The organism is Sphingobacterium sp. 2149, assembly GCF_031455655.1.
Classification (GTDB): Bacteria; Bacteroidota; Bacteroidia; order Sphingobacteriales; family Sphingobacteriaceae; genus Sphingobacterium.
This window is the reverse complement of the sequence record NZ_JAVDTD010000004.1, coordinates 207,086-232,112: the sequence shown is the minus strand read 5'-3', so window position 1 is coordinate 232,112 and position 25,027 is coordinate 207,086. Positions and strand designations below refer to the sequence as shown.

Sequence of the window (25,027 nt, the reverse complement as noted above, 5' to 3'; positions counted from 1 at the left end):
TTTGAATGGCTGAATTCAGTGAAAAACGTGTTCATCAGCAAATACGTAATTTTGAGCGAGCAATGGATGGTTTTGAAGCTGATCAACCATTTTCACGTTATTTAACAACTTTTTTTAAGCTGAATAAGCAAATGGGATCTTCAGACCGAAAGGCCGTCTCCCGTTTGTGTTATAATTATTTCCGTTTAGGGACGGCAGCTCCGCAGTTATCACAACAACGTAGGTTGGTACTCGCCGAATTTCTATGCGAACAGGAAAGCCCCTTAGTGGTGGTTCTAGAACCTTCCTACGCCGATAAACTTCAGCTTTCAATCCGTGACAAGATTACATTTTTGGAGTCCGAAGGCCTTTTTAAATTGGAAACCCTATTTCCCTTTACGGAGCATATCTCCAGAAAAGTGGATTTGACTGCCTTTTTGGAAAGTCAGTTCATTCAGCCCTATTTATATATTCGGGTAAAACGAGGGAAGACAAATTTCGTGCGCGCCATTTTAGACGGTAGTCAGATTCCCTATATCACTATTGGCGAGCAGACCATTGCATTAAATAATGGTACATCCTTACAGCGATTTGATGCCTTAGATGGAATTATTGAAGTACAGGATCTTTCTTCGCAACGTACGTTAGCGTATATGGAGCCAGGGGAAAATGAATCTTGGTGGGATACATGTGCAGCTTCGGGTGGCAAATCCCTGTTATTGATGGATGCTTGTCCCACCGTAAATTTGTTGGTGTCGGATATTCGTATGAGCATTCTTCGGAATCTCGATGAGCGTTTTGATCGTGCCGGAATAAAGCATTATCGCAAGAAAATAATTGATCTTACCAAAGATACATTTCAGCTCCTTGGGAGCGAAAAATTTGACGGAGTATTATTGGATGCGCCGTGTACAGGATCAGGAACATGGGGGCGTACGCCCGAAATGATTCGGCAATTTAGGGCCGATAAAATCGCTGAATTTAATGCACTTCAAAAGAATATTGCAAGTAATGTGGTGGGGCATGTAAAAGTTGGTAAGCCACTAATTTATATCACTTGCTCCATTTTTAGAGCAGAAAATGAAGATGTTGTCAGCTATATTGCTGATCATTTTGGTTTTGAAATAGCGCGTATGGATTATCTGGAAGGGTATACCGAAAAGGCAGATAGCATGTTTGTGGCGCGTTTGATAAAAAAGTAATATCTTATAGTAGAACGTGTGAAGGCTATTTTTTCCAAACGGAAAAAATAGCCTTTTTCATGACTATGGTTGTTTTAGTTGCATTCGTCAGTCACATTTACTGGGAATGACCAGCACTGGGCAGGTAGATTTGCGAATGACTGATTCAGAAACCGACCCTGAGATGAAATGATCAAAACCAGTCCGCCCATTAGAACCCATGATAATCAGGTCCGCTGACCATTCGTGCGATGCAGCCAGAATTTCTTCTTTAATGGATCCTATTCGATTAAATAAATAGACTTCGCCGGCACCAGTAAATTCGCGGCTTATTTTCTCAAGATATTTTTGCGCATTGTCCTGCTCCATTTCCGAAACCTCCGGAACGATGATAGGCTGCTGCCCCAATAACGGGTCGGCGCCAAAATTGGCAGGAGAAGTAGGGGGAATAACGGTGACAAGTGCTACGGCGGCTCCGAATACTTGAGCCATTTCTTTTGCATAATGTATTGCCTTTTCAGTGCATGGTTCGTCGTCGACAGCGACTAGTATCCTTTTGAATTTTGAATTTGTATTCTCCATATCTACTATTATTAATTTATCTTCGTCATATAATATATAATCATAGATTGGACGATTTTGTTTTATTAGCATATGAAATATGGTATTTGTACACTTGCTCTCGTACCGTTACGTCTAGAACAGGCACATCGTAGCGAGATGGTTTCTCAGGTTTTGTTTGGAGAGCTTTTTGAGATCCTGGATGAACAGCCGGATTGGACATCCATACGTTTATTGGAAACGGATTATTTGGGCTGGATCCAAAATGGACAGTTTCAAAAATTAGAGGGCTCAGATAAGGAGCAATATTTTTTAGGAAGGCGAACTGTGGTTGGAAGAGAGGGAGGGGTACTTTTGGACGAGACAACCCAACTGCAGCTCTGTCATGGGACCACGCTGTATCTAAATGAAGAGAACCGGATTAATCTGCCACTATTGGACTTGACTTATCAGGGGAGCATAAATTTATTTTCGAAGGAATTAGTCGAAAGTGAGCTCCAGCAACTCGCTTTGAGTTACAAAGATGTACCGTATTTGTGGGGCGGGCGTTCGGAGTGGGGAATTGACTGTTCGGGTTTCTCGCAATTGATTTACAGCTGCTTTGGACTTTATTTGCCCCGCGATGCTTATCAGCAAGCGGAAAAAGGGGAGACCGTCGACTTTATTTCAGAAATAAAGGTAGGTGATTTGGCGTTTTTTGACAATGCGCAAGGCCGGATTACTCACGTTGGTATTATGCTTGATCGCGATACCATTATCCATGCTTCTGCAAAAGTCCGTGTGGACCGCATGGATTCAGAGGGTATTTTTAATGCGGAACTGAATCGCTATACACACAAACTCCGAATTGTTAAACGGTATAACTAACATAGCAAAGGGCGATAAAATATTTTATCGCCCTTCTTTTTTCTTTTTTTTTCGTTGAGACTAGAATTTGAATGTCAAACCAAATTTAGCAGTATCAAAGAAGTTGTTAAAGCTATTGATGTTTGCATTAAATTCATTAGATGATTTAGCACCATCAACATCAACTTTCGATGTTCTGAATGACAATAAGTCAGTTAAACCAAAATTGATTGCAATTTTAGGCGTTACAAAGTAGTTGATACCCAAACCAGCGTTCGCACCGAAACCTTTTGTTTTAGCGATATCACTTGTGGTAGTTCCATTATTGATTTTTCCATCTTCTTGCGCATAACCAGCACCAAGTTGTGCATACGTTTTGAATCGTGAACCTAACTCAAGGAAGTAGTAACGTCCAAATGCACCTATACCGAATTGGTTGTTTTTTACATAGGATTCATTCGACTGATCTACGTTTTTTGTAGCTTTTTCATTGCCAACGTTTACATCTAAACCAACAGCAATCTTGTCAGAAACAAAGTAACCAACAGAAGGGTTGAAGTTAAATGAATTTGTTTTTGTTTGATTAGTTTTGTCGTTTGAAGTATTAGCGGATAAGTTACCTTCAACAATAACATCGCTCTTTTTGAAACCGAATTCTTGTGCTTGTGAAGCCAATGTCAAACCAGCTACAACTGCTAATGTAAGTAAAATTTTTTTCATGTCTTTTTTATTTAAAAGTTGTTTAAATGTGTCAGCAATTACTTCCTGACTTTTTAAATTTGTTAGTCAAATATCGAAATCATATTTTATTTTTTTGTCATTGGATTGTCTAGATGTTTGATATAATCGTAAATTATAGTGGATCAACGCCTTAAAATTTAATATAATTTTATTTTTACAGATTCTATTTAACGATAATGATATTGGGCTGACTTTTTGTTCTTTAATGTCAATTTTAAGTAAGAATAGAATAAAAAAGCCATTTGTCAATATTTGACAAATGGCTTTTTTATGATTATGTAACGGGATGTTACTCGAAATATTCTTTGATTCGCTCGAAGAATGACTTTTCACTTTTGCCAGGTTGAGGCTTAAAGTTCGGTGATTCTTTCAATTTATTCAACAGTTCTTTTTCTTCGATAGATACAGCTTTTGGTGTCCATATATTAACATATACAAGCTGGTCTCCCTTGTGGTAAGAATTAACCTCAGGAATACCTTTTCCTTTTAACCGTAAAATTTTGCCGCCTTGTGTGCCGGGTTCAATTTTGATTTTCGCTTTTCCGTCTATTGTCGGAACTTCTACGCTGGTACCTAATGTAGCATCTACAAAATTAATATAAAGATCATAGATGACATTTAGTCCGTCGCGTTTTAAACTTTCGTGCGCAACTTCTTCGATCAATATAATTAAATCTCCTGGTACACCACCACGCGGAGCCGCATTTCCCTTTCCGCTCATGGATAGTTGCATGCCTTCACTTACTCCTGCCGGAATATTGATGGAGATTGTCTCCTCGCCACGTTCAAGTCCTTCACCTCTACACGTTGTACATTTTGCTGTGATTTCTACGCCTTCACCATTACACGTAGGGCAAGTGCTTGTTGTTTGCATTTGTCCTAAGATCGTATTGGTAACTCTTCTGACTGAGCCCGATCCACCACAGGTTTTACAGGTATGGAAAGAAGATTTATCTTTAGCACCCGATCCGTCACAGGTATGACAGACGACTTGCTTGTTGACTTTTACCTTTTTCTCAACGCCTTTGGCAATTTCTTCAAGCGTTAACTTAACTTTTATGCGTAAGTTGCTTCCTCTTGCTACGCGGCGTCCGCCACGCTGGCCACCGCCACCGCCAAAGAAACTTTCAAAGGGATGTCCTCCACCAAAGATATCACCAAATTGACTGAATATGTCTTCCATATTCATGCCGCCGCCACCGCCGAAACCACCGCTGGCAGAATTACCAGCATGTCCAAATTGGTCATAACGTTGACGTTTCTGTGGATTGCTCAAGATATCGTATGCCTCAGCAGCTTCCTTAAACTTTTCCTCAGCCTCATGGTCACCAGGATTTTTGTCCGGATGGTACTTTATCGCTAGTTTGCGATACGCTGATTTAATCTCCTTCTCGTCCGCTGATCGCGAGACACCAAGTATATCGTAATAATCTCTTTTTGACATCGTCTTAATATTATTGACCTATAACTACTTTTGCGTGACGGATAACTTTGTCACCTAAGTAGTAACCTTTTTCGATCACGTCCACCACTTTATTTTTTAATTCTTCTGTAGCGGCAGGTATTGCTGTGATAGCTTCTTGTAATTCAGGATCGAAATCTTGGTTTTTAACGTCCATTTCCTTTAATCCTAATTGCGATAATGTTTGTCTGAATTTATTGTTAACAATATCCATTCCTGTTTTTACCGATTCAACATCAGTTGCAGTTTCCATGGCTGTTAATGCTCTGTCAAAATCATCCAATGTAGGCAACAACTTGCTGATGACATCTTTTCCAGCTGATTGAATCAATTCAACACGTTCTTTACTTGTACGTTTTCTATAATTGTCAAATTCGGCAGATAGACGAATGTACTTATCCTTTGCCTCTGCCAATTCTGCAGCCAGTTTATCTTCAGTAGACAGTTCTTCTGCTAGATTATCAGCAGGTAGTTCTTGTTGTTCAGAAGAATTTGTTTCTACTGGATCTTGGCTTTCATCGTAATAATTATCTTGCTCATTCATATCTTCAATGCTAAAATTAGATTCAAAAATTTACTCTATGCTTCATTTGTCAAAGTTTTTGCCAAACAATAAAATTCCGACAGCTTGTCAGATTTTATTAAAAAAGCCTAACAATTTGTCGGAATCAATATTTTTATATGTCAGTTTTCCGTCTAGATACTGACATTGTCCTGTAATATGCCATCGCCGGTTTTGATAATACGGGAAGGCATATTGCGGATAATGGTATAATCGTGTGTGGCCATCAATATGGCTGTTCCTGAGCTGGCAATGTCTCTTAGCAACAAGACAATTTCCTCTGATGTAGCAGGGTCCAGGTTACCTGTAGGCTCATCTGCCAAAATAATTTCTGGATTATTTAACAATGCACGGGCAATCACAATACGTTGCTGTTCACCGCCGGAAAGTTCATGTGGCATTTTCTTCAATTTGGAGCGAAGTCCAACTTTTTCCAATACGTCCAATATACGGCTATCAATCATTTTCTTGTCCTTCCAACCTGTTGCTTTAAGGGCAAATTCGAGGTTTTTCTCGATACTTCTATCCGATAAAAGGTGGAAGTCCTGAAAAACGATTCCCAGTTTTCTACGCAGGTAAGGAACATCATTTTCATGCAGTTTTTTTAAATCAAAACCAGCGATCATGCCCTCTCCATTACCAATGTATAAGTCGCCGTAAATTATCTTTAACAAACTACTCTTTCCACTGCCGGACTGACCGATAAGGTAGATAAACTCGCCTTTGCCGATATTTAAATTTACATTGGACAATACCAAATGTTTCTGTTGGAAGATGTCAACGTTTTTTAATGTAATAACTTTATTTTCAATCATGGAAGCTAAAATTCTAATTTTTTAATTTGTCCAAAAGGCATTTCTCTAACCAGTTGCATGATATACGCTGCCTTTTCTCCTAATCCGATCTTATCAAGTGATTTGTCCGGGCGGTCGACTCTAAAATATGCAAGCAAGGTGAAGGCATCATCTCTTAGTTGTACATAATCAGGGATTTTGGCGACACCTTTTACTTTAATGATATACATAGATTCAAAGTTAGTATTTTTAATGCAATTTCTTTACTACGAATTTTAAGGAAGCTTAACGGTTGGCAAATAGAAAATCAAGCGTATTCACGCCGTCAGCGTAATCATCCAGCGATGGACTTTGGCTTTCGCCAAAATGAAAAACGGGAGACGGTACTTCTAATGGCAGTTCGGATACAATACACTGGATGTTTTCTTGCGCCAATGTCAGTTTATTTTCGACTTCAGCAACTGTTTCGTAAGTTTCATAATAAACCACAGCAAGGGGAGAAGCTGTTTTTTCGTCTTCTTTGAGCAATAAAAATCCGTTATCAAAATGCTTATCGCCATTGATTAGATAGATGGATTTGTTATAGTCGTAATTGTTGGTATATTTAAAATGCGCTGTCACATTGTTGAATATCGCTATACCCTCAAAAAACTGCGCTATTGGATAATTTTTTGGTATAAATATTTTGGATATAGAGCGGCAACCCAGTCCAAAGTAATCGAAAATATCATGCCCAAGAGCTTCCAGCTGGCTAGGAGATTCCGCGCCCCCCAGTACAGCAACGCTATTTCGATTGCGGCGGATGATATGCGGCTTGGTACCAAAGTAGTAATCGAAATAGCGGGCGCTATTGTTAGATCCCGTTGCGATGACCAGGTCGAAATCTTTTAATCGGTCAACAATTTCAAAAGCATCGCCAAAATACGGGTCAATTTTATCCAGCAGACCCAGTACATAGGCCGTCAGTCCCGCGTCGTCAGATGATAATTTTATCTTGGCTTTAAAGCCACTGATCAGAACAGAGAGGATATCATGGAATCCAACTAAAGGTATATTGCCAGCAAGAATTAATCCTACAGTTTTTGTCGAATGCGTATCTGGGTATGGCGTCAACCAATGCGTAAGTTTCTCTATGGTAAGATTTTCTGCAATTGCCTGTAGCGCGCGTTCAACATTTTGTGGGGTATACCAGGGGTTTTTATGTTGGGCAGATTGGATGATCTGACTGGATTCTTCAGATGGCAGTTGAAGCTGCTCGCCTAATTTTACAAATGCATTTATTCGTTGTTCCTTTGTCAAAATATTAAAATTTTAAAAGATGAATACACAAATTTGTGTTATATTTGTGCTGTTAACATTAATCAACGTGAATCAACTAGCCTTATTGTACAATTCGACTTTGTTTCATATTGATAATGCAAAAATAGTTTATTTATCATAATTGTGAGGTTATAAATGGCGATTAAAATTACAGACGAATGCATTAACTGTGGTGCTTGCGAACCGGAATGCCCAAATAATGCAATATACGATGCTGGTGTAACTTGGAAATTCTCAGATGGGACGGCTTTGGACGGGATTATTGATTTTGGCGACGGCGTTACACTCGATGCCAATGAGTCTCAGGAAGCAATCTCAAATGAAGTCTATTATATTGTTTCGGATAAATGTACAGAATGTGTAGGTTTCCATGATGAGCCTCAATGTGCAGCGGTTTGCCCTGTAGATTGTTGTGTGGATGACGAAGATGTGCGTGAGTCTAACGACGAGCTTTTAGCAAAAAAATCTTGGTTACACGCGGAATAAGTTTATTGCTCCGTAAAAAATATTGGGCAGGAGAAGAAATTTTCCTGCCTTTTTTTGTGGCCTCGAATTTAGAGAAATCGATATTTTGTTGCGAAACATGGCTATTTGGAATAATAATATTTGCAAAAGCATAGTATTTTTTTATTTTTGTTCTTTTGACCATTAAAATCTTTTAAATGTTAAAAACCAAAATAGGGTTGATGACCCTAATCACAGTTACATTAGCTTGTATCATTGCTGTATTATACGAATTTGATGTTGTAGGCTTTTCGCATGAATTTCTAATGGCTGTCCGTTGGATAGTTGCTACCGTTCTGGTTGTCAATGCGCTTTTTAAGAAAAATTTGACCACCTGGATTTTGACCTGTATGATTATCGGGATCTTCGTTGGGTTGGATTTTCCAAATCTGGCAATTTCCTTGCAACCTTTAAGTAAAGGATTTATCAAATTGGTCAAGACAATTGTTGGACCGATTCTCTTTGCTACCCTTGTTTATGGAATTGCAGGACATTCCGATTTAAAGCAAGTGGGACGTATGGCATGGAAATCTATGTTGTATTTCTTCTGTGCTACAACATGCGCTATTTTTATCGGTTTAGGCGCTATTAATCTGACTCGGGCAGGCGTGGGGGTTGATGTTGCCCATATGCCGCATGAAGAACTTCCTGCTCCCAAAGAAAGCATGGATGAGCATATCCTTAAAACACTTCCTGACCATGTGCATCCCGTTTATAAATTTACTTCTTTTATACGTGACCTGTTTCCAGAAAACATTGTAAAATCTGTTGCTGATAATCAGGTTTTGCAGATTGTAGTCTTTTCGGTTTTATTCGGTATCGGATTGGCGATGGTGGATGAAAAGAAGCGTAAACCTTTGGTAGATTTTACCGAGAGCATGTCTGAAGCGATGTTTAAATTTACAAACATCATTATGTATTTTGCCCCAATAGGGGTTGGTGCAGCTATGGCTTATACCGTAGGGCATCTTGGTGTCGACATCTTAAAGAATCTCTTCATGTTATTGGCTACGCTGTATTTCGCTTTGCTCTGCTTTTTATGTCTGGTACTTCTCCCTGTCGCACTTTACCTGAAAATCCCTGTCAAACGGTTTATCAATGCAATTAAGGAACCTGTTTCGATTGCATTTGCGACAACGAGTTCAGATGCAGCGTTACCGAAAGCAATGAGTGCGATGGAAAAATTTGGTGTCCCACGTAAAATTGTGTCATTTGTCATTCCTACTGGATATAGCTTTAATCTGGATGGTACATCCCTTTACCTCTCATTAGCAGCAATTTTTGTGGCCCAGGCTGCAGGTATACATTTGTCATTTGGCCATCAGCTGATGATTGCCTTTACATTGATGATCACATCAAAAGGCGTTGCCGCTGTTCCAAGAGCTTCATTAATTATTTTGATTGCTACAGCTGATCAGTTTGGATTGCCTACATTTGTTATAGCTGCAATTTTGGGTATTGATGAATTGATGGACATGGCCCGCACATCGGTAAATGTTGTGGGAAACTGTCTTGCAACGGTTGTTGTCGCTAAATGGGAAGGAGAGTTTGATGAAGAAGCTCCTTATCGTGAAGATACAGAAGAACTGGTCTAGAAAAGTATAGGGACTGGTAAAATAATTAGTCTACCACTAAAAAGGCAGTTTTAACCGAGGTTAAGACTGCCTTTTTTATTATTTTACTGTGCCCTCTACATAGTACCAGAGGTCACCTTGTTTTTTGAAGGTAGACTTTTCATGGTGAACCTGCACGTGCATCTGTGCATCCAGATAATGTGCTTCGAACTCGACGGTATGGAGCGTAGATTTAAGAATATTAAGCTGCATCCATTTGTTCTCCATTGCCCATTGTCCGATGGCCTGTTTATTTTGAAACCTCCTTGTCGAGGGATGAAATGTATGGTATAAAAAATCGATTTCCTTTTTTACAAAGGCACTATAACGCGCGCGCATTAACGCCTCTGCTGTATTGGCTTTGGCATGGAAACGATGTATTTGTCGGCAGCATTCACCATAGGTAATGCCCGTGCCACAGGGGCATAAATCGGCTGATTCTATCACTTTTCTAAATTTTACCAGCCTTTAATCGCACCATTTTTGAAGACTTTTTTAGCAGTTGCTTCTACTTCCGGCGACTGATACGCCTGAATAAACTGTTGCACCTTCTCATCGTTTTTATTGTCTGCGCGGGCAACAATCAGATTCACATAAGGAGATTCTTTGTCTTCTGTAAACAAACCTTGTTTTTCTGGATCCAGTCCAGCTTGAGCGGCAAAACTATTGTTGATGATGGCAATGGTCACTTGCGGATCATCAAGAACGCGAGGCAGCTGTGGAGCTTCCATTTCGATGATTTTAATCTGTTTGGGGTTGCTCACGATATCGGTTACTTTAGGCTGTATACCTACATTTTCTTTTAGACCGATAATGCCTTCTCGTTGGAGAAGCAACAGTGAGCGTCCGCCATTGGTGGGATCATTAGGGATAGCTATAACGGCACCAGGCTGTAAAGCAGTGATCGTTTTTATTTTGTTTGAATAGGCAACAATAGGAAATACAAAGGTGTTTCCAACGATGGTTAATTTAGTGAAACCACGTTGTTTCGATTGCTCCTGTAAGTAGGGCTGATGCTGGAATACGTTCACATCGATATCGCCCTGATTTAATGCCTCATTCGGTACCACATAGTCATTGAAGGCCACCAACTCAACATCCAGATTGAACTTTTCTTTCGCAACTTTCTTAGCCGTTTCTGCAAGCTCCTTTTCTGGTCCTGAAACTACACCTACTTTAAGGATATTCTCTTTCTTTTCTTTGTTATTGCATGCCACAACCGTTAGGAGACTGAGGGCTAAGATTACAAATGCATAGTTCAATTTTTTCATATCATCCAATTTATGTTATCGATGGTTTACTTTTTTTGAGATGTAATCTCCTGTGTATTGCAACAGGAATACGATTAAAATTAATAAAATTAAAACAGAATTCATGATAAAAGTATCGTATCCGACATAACCATACTGATAACCAATCTGTCCCAGTCCACCAGCACCCACGGCGCCACCCATTGCGGAGTAGCCAACAAGTGTGATTAGCGTTATTGTTGCATTGTTTACCAGCGAGGGGAGAGCCTCAGGAAGCAAAACTTTAAAAATTACCTGTTTTGCGTTTGCGCCCATTGCTCTTGCGGCCTCAATCAGGCCGTTGGGAATTTCAAGTAGGCTATTTTCCACAAGTCGTGCAATAAAAGGCGCTGCGCCTATACTCAATGGAACCAATGCTGCGGACATCCCGATTGATGTTCCTACGATATGACGTGTAAACGGAATCATCCATACAATGAGTATGATAAATGGGATAGACCTAAAAATATTCACGAACAAGGATACAAGCTGGTGCATACCTTTGTTTTCGAGCAACTGATGTTTTCGGGTTAAGAAAAGATATATTCCAAGGGGTAGCCCTAGCAAAAAACCAAAGAAGCCCGACAGAAAAGTCATGGCTAAGGTCTCTAAAGTACCTGATAACAGCAGTGTAAATACCTGATCAGACATAGCCTAAGATTTTTGTTTGTGCATGTTTTTCTTTTAAGAAAGATATACTGTTTGTTATATTTTCTTGTTCTCCGGATAGTTCAGCCAATATAACCCCGAATTTCAGTTCACCAATATAGTCGATTTGTGCCGAAATAATATTTGTTTTGACGTCAAATTTTTGTTCCAAGTATGCTATAAAAGAGATGGACTCTTCATTTGAAGTGAGGTAGATTTCTACCAGTGGATTCCCCGTAGTTTTCAATCGTTCCTGTAAACTCAGCGGAATTTCAACTTCAAGTGAAGATTGAATAAAATTCTTGGTGGTTATTTCTTTTGGATTGGCAAATACTGCCTCTACCGGGCCCGTTTCGATCAGTCTTCCCTGGTCTAATACTGCAACCTGATCACAGACACTTTTTATAACATCCATTTCGTGTGTGATCAGCAATATTGTGAGGTCAAGTTGCTTATTTATTTTTTTTAGCAGCTTGAGGATGGATTTTGTTGTCGCTGGATCTAGCGCGCTTGTGGCCTCGTCGCAAAGAAGGATATAAGGGTCGTTGGCTAAGGCTCTTGCAATGGCAACGCGCTGCTTTTGACCGCCTGAAAGATTTGCAGGATAGCCTTCGGCCTTGTCTTCCAATCCTACCAAGCGCAATAGTTCAAGCACTTTTTGACGGATAAATTCTTTTGATTTTCCCTCCAGTTCAAGTGGAAAAGATATGTTTTCGTATACCGTTCTTGAGGATAAGAGATTGAAATGCTGAAAAATCATTCCAATTTTTCTCCTTTTCAGCATAAGACTACTGGCCGACAGCGACATCAAGTCTTCGTTTTCTATCATTACTTGACCACAATCTGGTCTTTCCAGCAGGTTGACACAGCGGATTAATGTACTTTTTCCAGCCCCAGAGGCACCTATAACGCCGAAAATTTCCCCTTTGCCAATAGACAGGGAGACATCTTTTAAGGCATCAATACGTGCGGCTTTTACTTCAAACGATTTGGATATGTTGTTTAGTTGAATCATTGACTCTGTCAGGAGTTAAATGTTTTATTTGGACAAATGTATGATCATGCCATAAATGTACACAAATGCCACGGATAAAAAAGAACCCATTACACCCTTTTTTATATCGTTTTGTAGGCCGAAATTACTTGCTTTGCCGACCCGAGTCCATCAATCCCGTATTCGATAATATCACCATCTTGAAGGAATCTTTGCGGCGATTTTCCCATTCCAGATCCTGCAGGCGATCCCGTAGAAATAATATCACCTGGAAGTAAGCTCATAAATTGACTTAAATAGGAAATCAACTTGGGAATGCGATAGATAAAATCGCTTGTATTGCCATCTTGCATAAGCTCACCATTGAGCTTTAGCCATATTCTTAAATGATCAACATCTTTTATTTCGTCTTTGGTCGCTATAAACGGACCAATAGGTGCGAACGTGTCACATCCTTTACCTTTATCCCAGGTTCCGCCGCGTTCGATTTGAAACTCACGCTCCGTAACATCGTTGTGCAGCACGTAGCCAAATACATGATTCAGTGCCTCTTCTTCCGTCACATAGGAAGCCTTTTTTCCTATAACAATGGCAAGTTCAGTTTCCCAATCTGATTTCACAGAGGACTTCGGAAGGGTAATTCCATCAAAAGGTCCGTTGAAAGCAGATACGGATTTCATAAAGACAATAGGTTCTGAAGCTTGCTCCAATTTCGTTTCTTTCACGTGATCATCAAAATTAAGTCCCACGCACAGAATTTTGGAAGGGGCTTCTAATGGTGCTCCGATACGCTCGTCATCAGCTATCTCCTTAAGCTTGTCATTATTCTCAATGACATAGGTTTGTAGTCTTTCCAAATTCGAGACATCCGCAAAGAAATCGCGGTTATATTGGAAATTTCCTACTGAAACATCATATCTCTTTTCGTTTAAAATGACTCCCGCCTTTTCGGAGCCCTTTGCGCCATATCTAAAAATCTTCATAAGCCGCAAATATACGGATTTTGTCCCAAAAAGGGCGGAAAGTAACAGCAATTAACCATTAATCGATATGTAAATTGTCTATACAATTATTATCCAAAAGCGGATATTTAAACGGAAATTTCTCCTGAACAATTTTTTTGTTACTTACCCATGTGCCATCGATTACCATTTCCTGTCCTTTTTTTCCCAGCATCCACCTGATCAAAAATGACGGTGTAGGAAGCTTTAGGTACAAAGGGCCATAAGTACGCCGGGCGATTCTTTTAATAAATTCACCAAGGGGAAGCGGTTCAGATGAGCAGGCATTGTAAATGCCTGCGAGGTTATTATTTTGTATGCCAAATAACAACATACGACAGAGATCATCCATATGGATCCAACTGAGCATCTGCTTGCCCGAACCCAATATTGGAATTGAACGAAAGGGTAGGAAGCGGCCGATCTCCTTTAACAATCCCTGGTCCTTGCTAATCACAACTCCAAAGCGGAATACAACAAGTCTTTTTCCCAACGTTTCAATAGGCTTAACACTGCCTTCCCAAAGGTTGCAAACCCAGGATAGAAAATTGCCGCCTTGTGGGTCTCCTTCTATAAAAGGCCTTTTCTGGTAAGGGTCGTCCGCTCCATACCAACCAATAGCGGAAGCTGATAGGACAGCTTTAACACGATTTGGTAGCTTTTTTAAACTTTGGTAAAGCAACTGCCCACTTTCTACTCGGCTGGCAATAATTTCTTGCTGATACGCTTTTGTCCAGCGCTTGGCGTTAAGATTTGCACCTGCCAGATTGATGATATAGTCAGCTTCTTGAATCGATTTGACATCTACCTCCTGTTTTTTGGGATCCCAATGTAAATACTTAACGTTGGCCTGCGCAGGATACGACTTGGGATTTCTGGTAAAAATAATCACATCATAGTGATTGGCAACCAATAGCTTTGTCAAATGGAGACCAATTGCTCCAGTACCACCCGTAATAACCACTTTCTCCATGAATCGAACGTTGATTTTAATAAATTAGTTTGAACATTTCACTCCTCCCTTTACTACTGATACTAAATATACTGTTTTGGTTTATAAAAATCATTAATTGACGTGTAATCACAAAAAAAAGGTTTATTTCTTTACGAGATAAACCTTTATAAACAGTGATAAGTTTTATTTAAACGATGCTATATGCTAAAGCGTCTGAATCGTACTACCGCATGTTAGCATCTGAGCGCCATAGTAAGGATTTTTGATCTCTTTTTGACGGCTCAACCAAGTCGCGCCTTTGCCTTTGTTAAACATGGGGCATTTTTGGTAATAAGTAGGATGCGCAGGTTTTGAGCTTTTGGACAAAGCATAAATTTCCTCAGAAAGTGTAACAAATGCTTCCCGTTGTGTGGTTATATCTTTTGCCTGTTGCTGACGCTTTACAGTAGCTTTGAGTGCAGTCATTTTTGCTTTCCAGACTTCCTGTTCCGTCTTCGAAAGATCGGCAATTTTTACTTCAGCAACGATATTGGAAAGATCATTTGCTAAGGATGCGGCACTTTTACTATTTGCTGCGACGAGTGCATCTTTGAGTAGAAAATATTGATTGTAGATCGCTTGAAAAGCACTTCCATTGTCGATGTTATCTGCTGATGCCGTTGGTTCAGTTGTTGTGCCTGGTGGACTAGCTGATGCTGTCGGAACCAAATTTCTTTCATACTGGCAACAACTATGTAGTTTAGTGTAAGTGTCCTCAGCAGCCAGGTATTTTTCATTGTCATAACCTGCTCCCGCAATATGCTTTAGTACAGCATCTAATGACGTTTTTTCAGCATTATAAGCGATTGTTGCTGTTTGCTCGTCTTCGTCCCAGTCTACTTTAGCATGAGCTGAAGCGCCGGCATTTTCTATTGTTTTTTTGCACATGGCACAATTTCCAGCGATTTTGACGTTGCTAGCTATTGAACTGTTGTCTTGTGCATAGTTTGTCAAAGCGGATAGCATGAACACCCCTGTTGCGATATAGTGTTGTATTTTCATAGCATGAAATGAAAGAATTAATAAAATAGTAGGATAGGCGTTTAATAGCCGCATCAATTCAAAGATAGTTTTTTGGGCACAACCTACCTATTATTTTAACGTTTTTTGACAGGATAGATTTGTATCAGAAGTGTTCACTCCAAGTTCTCTAGCGCAGGAGAAATCAGAGAGCTTGGAGTGAGAGAGGGAAAGCTATGTGGAAAATTTTGAACCATTTAAAATTTAAAACCAGAGAAAAAACCTGGCTTTTTCCATGTCTGCTTATATACATCAGCTAAAGGATCGTGATCAGAATAGACCAGGATTTCATCAAGCAGACGGTGGGCTTTTTTAAGATTCCCTGATTTATAGTTTACACGTGCTTCTGCTAACTTAACTGATTCAACGTCGTCGTCATAGGTCCAACCGCATTGTGTATATATACGATGAAATAGATCAATGTATTGTGTTACAGCATTGATGTCATTGCTTTCGGTAAAAAGTTGAATACCAAATTTTAACCAAAGCACATAATCATCAGGATCCATGACGGAGTGTACCCATTTGTCATTGGTTTGGAACAGGTGTAACCCATCGCGATAATCTTTCATATAGTAATGACTTTTGAGGATTAGATACAAGGTCTTCGCTCGATCAAAACTATTAATGATAAATGCTGGTTTATTTTTGAGATATTGTTGCGCAGCGGCGTTCATTGCCTTATAGTCGCTCTTTTCGTTGTAGAGTTGCATCAGTACATATTGCGGTTGTGCTTCATGAGGATATTTTTGTGCCATATCCTGGTAGTAAGAGATGCGCTTCGCCAAATTGTCTGCTTCCCGAATCCGATAAATTACATTCTCCACGCCGTTTTTCGACGCTTCAAAGTCGCGATAGTGATACTCATTCAGATTGGGATTATTTAGGTGAAAATTATAGCTGAATTCCAAAAACTGCTGGGCTCTGGATTCCATATCCGCTGAACGCCCAAGCTGATATTCGACATGGAGTTGGTGTACCAGCATGCGGTAACAAGGTGGAAAGGTAGTACCCTCGTTTTCAAGGGTAGCTTCCAAAGAAATCGGATAGGTGTCAAAGTACTGTTGCAGCACCTCTTCCAGCCGGAAATAATCTTCTAAAGTTGACAACGCATCCGCCCGGGTATAATGAAGTTCTTCAAAATCTGCATACTGCAACCCCTCGGAAGCAATAGCGTAGCACGTTTCCAGTTCACCCACCTCTTTGTAAGCCAACGCCAGATTATTGCAATTCATCGCCTGATTGTGTTTTCCTCCGAAATAGTCGCTTTCGTATTTGTATGCTTCAAAATAGTCTTTGAAAGCATCGTAAGCCTGAAGGTAGAGTTCGAGGATAAGGTATTGGAATGCCGATCGATCAGCTTGGCTTAAATTCTCCAATGAAGAGACAAAATCGGAGAGAACGACTGCTTCGTTGTAACATTCACGGGGAAGGTCATCGAACAAGGGGACTTGATTATAGACCTCCCCATGAGTCCTAAATGTGCATTCGACCAAACGCCGCCATGATGTTGCATTCCATTTTCGTTCTCCTACCAGCTCTAAATATGGAATCGCTTCAGCATAACGCTCTTCATCATAGCGATAGGCTGCCGCAAAGTGGTAACCGACAAAAGAGTGGGGATAAGCATCGATCAATTTGAGCGCATGGAGATAATAATAGTCGAGCGGAATTCCGATTTCTTCCGAATAATTACGCTCAATAATAAGCTGATAGTAGTACACATTAGGGTTTTCATAACCCTCGGCAATTAGCTCCTCAAAGCGATTATGCCATTTCACCAATTCTTGATGAATATGTAGCGCTGAGTTTTCGCCTTTTATAAGCTTTAATAAAATGTTTAAGGAAAGATCAATTGCTTGATTCTCATAAGCGATTTCCGCAAGATTCACATAGTCCATTTCATTGCTGCTAATGAAATGTTTAAAGTCGGATGCAATCAAATCCCAAATATTGGATGGATTGATCTGTTTATTGCGGTCCAACAGATAAATTTTTTTCATCCAAAAGATGGAGAAATTGTGATCCATGGCTTCCCGCTCATGTAGGAATGTATCTCTGATGTAATGGATACCGGCTTCTAAAACTGGCAGCATCGCTGTATCATCTTGGAGTCCTTCGTAGATATTGACTAAAAAGTTATAACCGTATATCGAACTGTTGCGTGAAGCGATTAGCTTTTTCGCGTATGCTACAAAGGTATCCTTATTGGCTTCGGTAACATGTAGATTTGGACGACCCATTTGGGCTAATGTTGCTTGATTGTCCAAAACATAATTCAGCATGTGATATAAGCTTGTTTCATTTTCTGGGTCGATGGTCAGCGCTTTTTGAAAATAGGGGATCATTTTTTCCTGAATAATATCGAAAACAGCATCTTGCCCCTCGTAATAGACCTGATCATGATAGGCGATAGCGAGGTATGTCCAAAGCATTACATCTTGATCGCTTAGCCGCAGTTGGTTTTCCCCTTCAATAATAAATAGATCTAGTTGTCCGCTGTAGAATAAGTCATAAATATATTTTTCTTCCATTTGTAAATTCGTGTCTTTGATGAATCTATTGCGTTAAAAACGGTTTAAAATACTATTTGGATGTCGAAAGCTTTTGAAAACTTGTACCACTCCATTGGAACTCTTCCTGCTTTTTTGTGATTTTAAAATTTGCATTTTCTGCATGATCGTCCAAAGCTTCCCCTTCTTCGATGTATTTATAAATAATCTGATTGTTTTTGCCATGTTCGGAAGGAAATAGCATCTTTTCATCGTAATAATAAATACCCGCATCAGCGACCGAATACCGACTTGGCAGATCGATAAGCTGCTTTCCTGTCCAGGCCATATAGTAATATTCCGATGGTATGCCACAGGCTTCACCCAAAAATTCCATACGCAAAATCTGCTTGACGTTTTGCAGACCCATTGCTGGAAGCAATTTACTTTGCGCGAAGGTTTGTCCAGAATAGGTGAAAGGATAGGTATGTTCAGCTAGAAAACCTCCTTTTGCATCGAGAATTTTGACACCTGTTGAGAAGAGATTCTGTCCGTCGCTATTTTCAGTCAAACGCTCAAAACCGTATATGTATTGCGAGCCATCTGAAGCACTTAGTTTTCCTAGCGCTAAGAGCCCCAGCCAAATAAAGCCGATTTTTTTGATGCCGTTTTCAGCATAGGTTATTTCATGCCAAGGGGCATAAAAATTTTTTATGGTATTTCCTTTAAATGGTGGGCTAGTGATTGTAACAATATTTCCTATCGATAGGGAATCGACGATGGCAGCCTTAAGATTAGGCTGCTCGCGCACGTAAGCTTTTGCCGCAAAGACGGTGGCCTGCTGACCGCACCGAACATTCCATAAGTTGAAGCTATCATCGAATTTTAAATTTTCCTGCGCTTTTGTGTATAGTGGCCCTACTCCTAAGGTAACTAAACAATACCCAATTAATTTTCTCATTATTCACCGTTCTTTGTTGCAAAAATAGACCAATTGGTCTATAAACATGATCACTGGTTTCAGGTATTTTTTATCAGTCGTAGGGCCAATTTTCATCTATTCACCAACTTCAACTAGACTATAGTTCAATTAACTCCTCTCAAACTTTTATGCTACCCAAGTGCAGGCTATCTGTATTACCTTCACCATAGCTTTCTACAAAAAAGATAAACACTTCGTAGGTAACTTCCTTTTTATGTTCTCGGATCTTAATGTTCTGTTTTCCAGATGATAACTTGCTTTTTGAGTCATTGGTCAAAATTGGATATTCAACTCTGTCATCTGTTGCACTATATAAAACTAAGAAGGAATTGTAGTTCTGGATTTTATTTTTATTCTCCAAATAGGTATCATATTCCCAAGTAACTTCAAGCACCTGACTTTCCTGATCAAAATCCATGCTGTAGGAATTGATGGGATTTGGACTTCCTTTCGCGATCATAAACTTTTGCCAGTCAATCGCAAAGCCATCATCTTGGCGAATAAGGGCTTCTTTCAAATTATACGACATCGCGGCGTCGTATGGCCTTTTAGGAGCGCTGTATGTCTTATACCCCAATTTTATGATCGGATTTAGCATAATGATGTGCGATCTCACCATTTTGAAACGTGTTCTAAAGAGCAACTGACCAGCACTGGGCTTTCGCTTTTTTACGCGAGGAAGAGAGCGTACATAATTTCCTGTTTTAGTCAAAACAAATACAACAGAACCTGCCTTTCCGGAGACCGTTCCATTAACGCCATTTTTAATGATTGCCATAATTGCTTATAAGGTTATAAACATTTAAGATAAACAATAAAGCTGGAATAACCTAATCCCAATTTATCCCAATAGACAATTTTAATTTATTATTTAGCTAGTGATCAGTCATTACTTAGTCACTACTGGCTGAATAATGACTGAGTAATCACTGGACGAGCACTGAACAAGCACTGTCTAAACGGCAAATTTGGCTACAAGTTAATGATGTCTTGCTGGCGTTAGATATTAACGGATTAAAAGTTCGGATGAACTATATCTTTGTAACAAAAATCTTGTCAAATCATAGCTGATAGTTGTGTAGCTGCTTTGTTGATAAAAATGAATTTACTTTTTTTATAAATAAACTACTAAGTATATAGATATTATTGTAAATAGTTTTATATTTGGGTAGTCGTTAACGATTGGCGTTGGCAACGATTACAAAATTATCTCATTAAATATTTTACAAGTATGAAAAACGACTACTTTTTCTATCGAGAGAGCAACCAAAAATGCTTCATTGCATCTAATTTTTATCTATTTATTTGTCGAATGCGCATGTGCTGAAAAGCACGACCTTCCTTCTGCTTATTGTCCGATAAGCATTCCATCTTATTTATAACAAGAGTACCAATGGCGTTGGCACTTGTTTGCATTTTCACATTAAATAGAATTTACGATGAAAAAACACAGAGTACTTTGGTATTCTCTTTTAGTTGTGCTTTTTCTGTACGCATTTGGAAGTGTACAGGCACAAGAACCCAGACCAATTATTAATGCATCGTTAATCGGTAAAGTTATCGATGCGAAAACCCAAGAACCTCTTACGGGCGTTACGGTACAATTGGAAGCTGTAACACATAGTGTACAAACGGATAACCGAGGTAATTTCCAGTTTGTGACAGGACAGAAGCTCCCTTTTACGTTAATAGTCAGTTTTGTAGGCTATGAGAAAAAACAGGTAGTTGTCAATTCTTCACCGACTGTAATAGCGCTATCGCCCATCTCAACAGACTTGGATGAGGTTGTGGTTGTAGGGTACGGAACCCAGAAACGTCGTGATCTCACTGGGGCTGTGGCGACCTTGCCTGAGAAGCTTCTCAGACAGCCCGTATCCTCGCTTGATCAGGCATTGAAAGGAGGAATTTCGGGCGTTCAGGTTACACAAACTTCGGGACAACCCGGCGGAGGTGTGAGTGTTCGCATTCGTGGCGGCGCATCCATCCAGGGGGGAATGAACCCCTCTATGTTATTGACGGATTTCCAGTATATAATCAAACAGAAAGTACAGGAGTAGGGAGCGGCACACCAGTAAACCCATTAGCAAGCCTCAGCCCAACAGATATTGAAAGTATTGAAGTGTTAAAAGATGCTGCTGCAACTGCAATCTATGGATCCAGAGGGGCCAATGGGGTGATTTTGGTAACAACGAAAAAAGGTAGAGCAGGACAGGTACAATTAAACTATGAGGGGAGTTTTGGAGCACAAAAAGTATTAAAACAAATCGAGGTACTGAATGCTCACGATTTTGCAATCTTGAGAAATGAGGCCTTGTACGATGCGAATCCCAACCTCGGAGCTTTTCAATACCGCAGTCAAACTGAAATCGATCAGCTAGGTGCTGGTACAAATTGGCAAAAAGAGGCTTTTCAAACTGGAAAGATTTATAATCAGCAGCTTTCTTTATTGGGAGGAGCTGAAAAAGTGAAATACTATTTAGGCGCAAATTATTTTGATCAGCAGGGTGTCATTGTCAACACTAATTTCAAGCGTGTAGGATTTAGATCAAATATCGACGCAAATCCTTTCGACCGGTTACAGGTTGGTGCAAATTTATCCATCAACAAAACTTATGCGCAAATAGCGCCGACAGGAATTGTCAATGCTTTGCTTATGATGCCTTCGACGGCAACTGTGTATGATGCCAACGGTGCCTATACATTACGAAATCCTTTTGAAAACATCTTTGCCAACCCAATAGCTACCTTGAAAGAAACGACAAATTCATCCAATGGACTACGGATATTGGGAACTTCTTTTGCACAGTATCGTATTTTAAATGGTCTACAAGCGAAGGTATTGGTTGGCGTTGACCTAAATGGCCGAAATGATAAATTTTATTTGCCATCTTACATCTATGAGGGGGCAGGTTCAAAGGGGAAAGCAAGCTTAGGGAATTTGGATGGAACCTCATGGCTGAATGAAAACACTTTAAACTATACGGCAAACACAGGAAAACATACGTTCAATGCTTTACTTGGATTTACTCAGCAAGAATCCAAAAATGCAATCTTCAACGCTGGAGCGGAAAATTTTGTGACCGACGACTTACTGTTCAATAACCTACAGAGTGGATCCACCATTGTACGTCCTTCTTCTGACAGCTACGCATGGGTATTGCACTCTTATCTTGCCAGGGTAAATTACAATTACGCAAATAAATATTATGTTTCGGCAAGTCTCCGTCGTGATGGTAGTTCCCGCTTTGGGGCAGACAACAAATGGGGAAATTTTCCGTCGATAGCACTTTCTTGGCGCACTGGCAATGAGTCTTTTTTTAAGGAAGCATTTCCTGGAGTAGATGATTTTAAGATTCGTACGAGTTTTGGAACCACGGGTAATCAAGAAATCGGGCAATATCAATCATTATCTACCTTATATAGCCTAAATTATCTGTTTGGAAACAACGTGGTCACTGGTTTTGCTCCGCAACGTATTCCCAACAAAAACCTCGGTTGGGAAAGCACTGTACAATATGATGGCGGGTTTGATATCAGTTTACTTAACAACCGTCTTCAATTTACAGTTGATTATTATTATAAAAAGACAAAAGATCTCCTGCTTAATGTGGAAATACCTTGGACCTCCGGTTATGCCTCTTCCCTTCAGAATTTTGGGTCTGTATCAAATAAAGGATTTGAATTGGGGTTGAAATCGCGGAATATCGAGGGATTGTTCAGCTGGAGCACAGATGTAAACTTTTCCCTGAATCGCAACACCGTACTGAAGATTGGTGACGGCGCCAGTTCTTATATTTCTGGAAATTATATCATTAAAGCTGGAGAGCCTTTAGGCACCTTCTATGGCAATGTTACCGATGGTATTCTGCAGTCGGGAGAGGAGGGTATTAAGGGTAAGTTTACAGGGAATGCGAGTCCTAAAGCGGGTGACCGTCTTTACAAAGATATCGATGGTGACGGACAATTTACGACTGCAAATGATAGAACGATTCTAGGTAATGCACAGCCGGATTTTATTTTTGGATTGACCAATAGTATGTCCTATAAAGGTTTTGATCTTTCGTTTCTCATCCAAGGCACTGTCGGGAATGATCTTCTGAATATTAATAGGCAGAATTTGGAGATGTTTACCGGTCAACAGAATGCATCAATTGATGCATTGGAGCGCTGGACTTCATCAAATCCGAGTCATTCTTATCCCCGGGCGAAGTTGGATCCAGCTCCTGTATTTTCGGACCAGTTTGTAGAAAGCGGCTCTTTTGTTCGGCTAAAATCATTGCATTTTGGGTACAGTTTTCCTAAAGAGTGGCTTCAGGACGCTAAAATAAAGGGACTCAATCTCTATCTAACAGCCCAAAATCTTTTAACCTGGACCAAATATAAAGGTTTTGATCCGGAGGTTACCTCAGGGAGCAATGTAAAGATAGGTACCGATCTGGGCATTTACCCTGCATCTAGGTCTTTTTCTGCAGGAGTTTCATTGACCTTTTAATAGATCTCTAAATGGGGATAGTGAGAAGTTCTGAGTTTTTTAGCTCATTATCAATAAAAAGCAATTCATCAAATGAAAAAAATACATGTTTTATCCACTGTCATTCTGATTTTTCTAACGGCAATTTCCTGCTCGAAATTGGAGGAGGATCCCGCAAGTGCTTTGGTTTCGGAGCAATACTATCTTAATCAGGATCAAGCCATAGCTGCAGTGACAGGAACTTACAGAAAGCTATATGAAACTGGGCAGTCTTTGTACAACAGCTTGCTCCAGATTGGTGTTGAAATGGCCACAGATGATTATGAAGCAGGGCCGAGGGCTAGAAATGCACATGTTAGAGCGCTGAGCAATCTAACCCATGATGCATCCAATGACCGTATGGAACAGCTCTGGAAGCAGAGCTACGATGCGATCAATGCTTCAAATGTCAATATTGCTAAAATAAGTGTGCTGTCTGCAAGTCAGATCGATCCAACTCTCCAACAGCGTCTGATCAACGAAGCAAAATTTTTGAGGGCACTCCACTATTTTAATTTAGTGCGTTGGTTTGGACCAGTTCCACTGGTAACGAGTCCAGTAGAGTCTTTATCTCCTCAAGAACTCTATGTGGCCAAAGCGACAGAGGATGCGGTGTATGGATTGATAATAGCAGATTTAAAATCTGCTTCGGCGCTTCCTAACTATAAGTCTTATTCGGAATCAGATAAAGGACGCGCCACTGCTGGAGCAGCCAAAAGTCTTTTGGCTAAAGTCTATCTGACGCGAGGAGATTGGGCCAATGCAAAATTATTAGCCAAGGAAGTTATCGATAAAGAAGGTTATGCGCTTTTCCAAGATTTTGCCAATGTCTTTAATATTGGGGAGAAAAATGGTATTGAACATATATTTTCTGCTCAATTTAAAGGCAATAGTGGCTATCAGGGGAATTCTTTGGCCAGTAGATCTGCGCCAGCCGATATTCCTGGCATAAATGGGGATTATGCAGATGCGCTTCATAGCGAAGGAGGATTATATAAAAGCTTTGCAACACGTGACAAACGTCTTTCTGTGACCTTTACAACGGGAATGGTGTCACCAATAGATGGTAAATACTATGCCTTAAACAAACCGCAATTTAGTAAATATTATGATGAAACGGTTGTAGGAAATCAGGGGCAGTCTTCCAAAAATATGCCGATCATCCGTTATGCGGAGGTATTGCTAATTTTTGCAGAGGCCGAAAATGAGTTGAACGGGCCGACTTTAGAAGCTCTTAATGCGATTAATGCGGTACGTCGTCGTGCAGGAATAGACGAAGTATCCGTTACGGAAACGAAGGATGCTTTTAGAGAATTGGTTTTTGAGGAGCGCAGAAAGGAGCTTGTTTACGAATATCAACGGTGGTTTGATCTGGTTCGCAGGGGAGCGACCTATTATGTTGCTAAGCTGAAAGCTGCCGGCAAGACGAATGCATCGGCTCGCCATATTCATTTTCCGACGCCACAAAGGGAACTGAATCTCAATCCTAATCTCTCGCAGCACCCCGATTGGATCAATCGATAAGGTATTAATC

The 25,027-nt window shown here is 40.1% G+C and carries 24 protein-coding genes; 7 read left to right on the top strand and 17 right to left on the bottom strand.

Annotation, left to right across the window (positions count from 1 at the left end):
* The first annotated feature begins 5 nt into the window (after positions 1-5).
* Positions 6-1,181, top strand: coding sequence for an RsmB/NOP family class I SAM-dependent RNA methyltransferase (locus J2X77_RS07510; RefSeq protein ID WP_209580988.1), 1,176 nt, complete (start codon positions 6-8; stop codon positions 1,179-1,181).
* Between the two features lie 87 nt (positions 1,182-1,268).
* On the opposite strand, the gene J2X77_RS07505 is transcribed toward J2X77_RS07510, so the two are convergent.
* Positions 1,269-1,742, bottom strand: a complete 474-nt coding sequence (locus J2X77_RS07505) for a universal stress protein (protein ID WP_209580986.1) — start codon at positions 1,740-1,742, stop codon at positions 1,269-1,271.
* 72 nt (positions 1,743-1,814) lie between these two features.
* On the opposite strand from J2X77_RS07505, the gene J2X77_RS07500 reads away from it, so the two are divergent.
* Positions 1,815-2,588: a C40 family peptidase gene (locus tag J2X77_RS07500; RefSeq protein WP_209580984.1), complete on the top strand. Its 774-nt coding sequence runs from the start codon at positions 1,815-1,817 to the stop codon at positions 2,586-2,588.
* A 60-nt stretch (positions 2,589-2,648) separates the two neighbouring features.
* Here J2X77_RS07500 and J2X77_RS07495 read toward each other — a convergent pair whose 3' ends face one another.
* The 6 genes from J2X77_RS07495 to J2X77_RS07470 all read right to left on the bottom strand — a co-directional run bounded on the left by J2X77_RS07495 (position 2,649) and on the right by J2X77_RS07470 (position 7,425).
* A complete protein-coding gene (locus J2X77_RS07495; protein WP_209580981.1) occupies positions 2,649-3,287 on the bottom strand; it encodes an outer membrane beta-barrel protein in 639 nt (212 codons plus the stop codon).
* A 310-nt stretch (positions 3,288-3,597) separates the two neighbouring features.
* Positions 3,598-4,752, bottom strand: a complete 1,155-nt coding sequence (dnaJ, locus tag J2X77_RS07490; protein WP_209580978.1) for a molecular chaperone DnaJ — start codon at positions 4,750-4,752, stop codon at positions 3,598-3,600.
* Positions 4,753-4,762: 10 nt separating this feature from the next.
* Positions 4,763-5,314, bottom strand: a complete 552-nt coding sequence (locus J2X77_RS07485) for a nucleotide exchange factor GrpE (protein ID WP_209580974.1) — start codon at positions 5,312-5,314, stop codon at positions 4,763-4,765.
* 152 nt (positions 5,315-5,466) lie between these two features.
* Entirely contained in the window at positions 5,467-6,147 is a 681-nt protein-coding gene (locus tag J2X77_RS07480; protein ID WP_209580971.1) for a cell division ATP-binding protein FtsE, read from the bottom strand.
* A gap of 5 nt (positions 6,148-6,152) precedes the next feature.
* Positions 6,153-6,356, bottom strand: coding sequence for a fructose-6-phosphate aldolase (locus J2X77_RS07475; protein WP_209580968.1), 204 nt, complete (start codon positions 6,354-6,356; stop codon positions 6,153-6,155).
* 55 nt (positions 6,357-6,411) lie between these two features.
* Positions 6,412-7,425 (bottom strand): acyl-CoA reductase, encoded by a 1,014-nt coding sequence (locus J2X77_RS07470; RefSeq protein ID WP_209580964.1) that lies wholly within the window; start codon positions 7,423-7,425, stop codon positions 6,412-6,414.
* A 156-nt stretch (positions 7,426-7,581) separates the two neighbouring features.
* On the opposite strand from J2X77_RS07470, the gene J2X77_RS07465 reads away from it, so the two are divergent.
* Positions 7,582-7,932 (top strand): 4Fe-4S dicluster domain-containing protein, encoded by a 351-nt coding sequence (locus tag J2X77_RS07465; protein ID WP_209580961.1) that lies wholly within the window; start codon positions 7,582-7,584, stop codon positions 7,930-7,932.
* A gap of 176 nt (positions 7,933-8,108) precedes the next feature.
* Complete coding sequence (locus J2X77_RS07460; RefSeq protein WP_209580958.1) at positions 8,109-9,545, top strand: dicarboxylate/amino acid:cation symporter; 1,437 nt, start codon at positions 8,109-8,111, stop codon at positions 9,543-9,545.
* A gap of 78 nt (positions 9,546-9,623) precedes the next feature.
* Here J2X77_RS07460 and J2X77_RS07455 read toward each other — a convergent pair whose 3' ends face one another.
* From J2X77_RS07455 to J2X77_RS07410, 10 genes are all read right to left on the bottom strand, one after another.
* Positions 9,624-10,010, bottom strand: coding sequence for a YchJ family metal-binding protein (locus J2X77_RS07455; RefSeq protein WP_310079920.1), 387 nt, complete (start codon positions 10,008-10,010; stop codon positions 9,624-9,626).
* 11 nt (positions 10,011-10,021) lie between these two features.
* The gene (metQ, locus tag J2X77_RS07450; protein WP_209580954.1) at positions 10,022-10,834 is read right to left on the bottom strand and encodes a methionine ABC transporter substrate-binding lipoprotein MetQ; all 813 of its coding nucleotides are present in this window, start codon (positions 10,832-10,834) and stop codon (positions 10,022-10,024) included.
* 15 nt (positions 10,835-10,849) lie between these two features.
* A complete protein-coding gene (metI, locus tag J2X77_RS07445) occupies positions 10,850-11,503 on the bottom strand; it encodes a methionine ABC transporter permease MetI (protein WP_209580951.1) in 654 nt (217 codons plus the stop codon).
* Entirely contained in the window at positions 11,496-12,515 is a 1,020-nt protein-coding gene (locus tag J2X77_RS07440) for a methionine ABC transporter ATP-binding protein (RefSeq protein WP_209580947.1), read from the bottom strand. The genes metI and J2X77_RS07440 overlap by 8 nt, the downstream gene beginning before the upstream one ends.
* 101 nt (positions 12,516-12,616) lie before the next feature.
* Positions 12,617-13,477 carry a fumarylacetoacetate hydrolase family protein gene (locus tag J2X77_RS07435; RefSeq protein ID WP_209580944.1) on the bottom strand — a complete coding sequence of 287 codons (861 nt, stop codon included), beginning with the start codon at positions 13,475-13,477 and terminating at the stop codon, positions 12,617-12,619.
* A gap of 58 nt (positions 13,478-13,535) precedes the next feature.
* A complete protein-coding gene (locus J2X77_RS07430; RefSeq protein WP_209580941.1) occupies positions 13,536-14,468 on the bottom strand; it encodes a TIGR01777 family oxidoreductase in 933 nt (310 codons plus the stop codon).
* Between the two features lie 186 nt (positions 14,469-14,654).
* Positions 14,655-15,491, bottom strand: a complete 837-nt coding sequence (locus tag J2X77_RS07425; protein WP_209580938.1) for a DUF3347 domain-containing protein — start codon at positions 15,489-15,491, stop codon at positions 14,655-14,657.
* Between the two features lie 215 nt (positions 15,492-15,706).
* Entirely contained in the window at positions 15,707-18,043 is a 2,337-nt protein-coding gene (locus J2X77_RS07420; protein WP_209580936.1) for a hypothetical protein, read from the bottom strand.
* 52 nt (positions 18,044-18,095) lie between these two features.
* Positions 18,096-18,962, bottom strand: a complete 867-nt coding sequence (locus tag J2X77_RS07415) for a hypothetical protein (protein WP_209580933.1) — start codon at positions 18,960-18,962, stop codon at positions 18,096-18,098.
* 139 nt (positions 18,963-19,101) lie between these two features.
* Positions 19,102-19,761 carry a DUF6266 family protein gene (locus J2X77_RS07410; protein ID WP_209580930.1) on the bottom strand — a complete coding sequence of 220 codons (660 nt, stop codon included), beginning with the start codon at positions 19,759-19,761 and terminating at the stop codon, positions 19,102-19,104.
* A gap of 661 nt (positions 19,762-20,422) precedes the next feature.
* Between J2X77_RS07410 and J2X77_RS07405 the strand changes: the two genes are divergently transcribed.
* The 3 genes from J2X77_RS07405 to J2X77_RS07395 all read left to right on the top strand — a co-directional run bounded on the left by J2X77_RS07405 (position 20,423) and on the right by J2X77_RS07395 (position 25,017).
* Positions 20,423-21,040: a carboxypeptidase-like regulatory domain-containing protein gene (locus J2X77_RS07405; protein WP_209580927.1), complete on the top strand. Its 618-nt coding sequence runs from the start codon at positions 20,423-20,425 to the stop codon at positions 21,038-21,040.
* A complete protein-coding gene (locus J2X77_RS07400; protein ID WP_310080203.1) occupies positions 20,962-23,475 on the top strand; it encodes a TonB-dependent receptor in 2,514 nt (837 codons plus the stop codon). The genes J2X77_RS07405 and J2X77_RS07400 overlap by 79 nt, the downstream gene beginning before the upstream one ends.
* A 72-nt stretch (positions 23,476-23,547) precedes the next feature.
* Positions 23,548-25,017, top strand: a complete 1,470-nt coding sequence (locus J2X77_RS07395) for a RagB/SusD family nutrient uptake outer membrane protein (RefSeq protein WP_209580921.1) — start codon at positions 23,548-23,550, stop codon at positions 25,015-25,017.
* Positions 25,018-25,027: the final 10 nt, after the last annotated feature.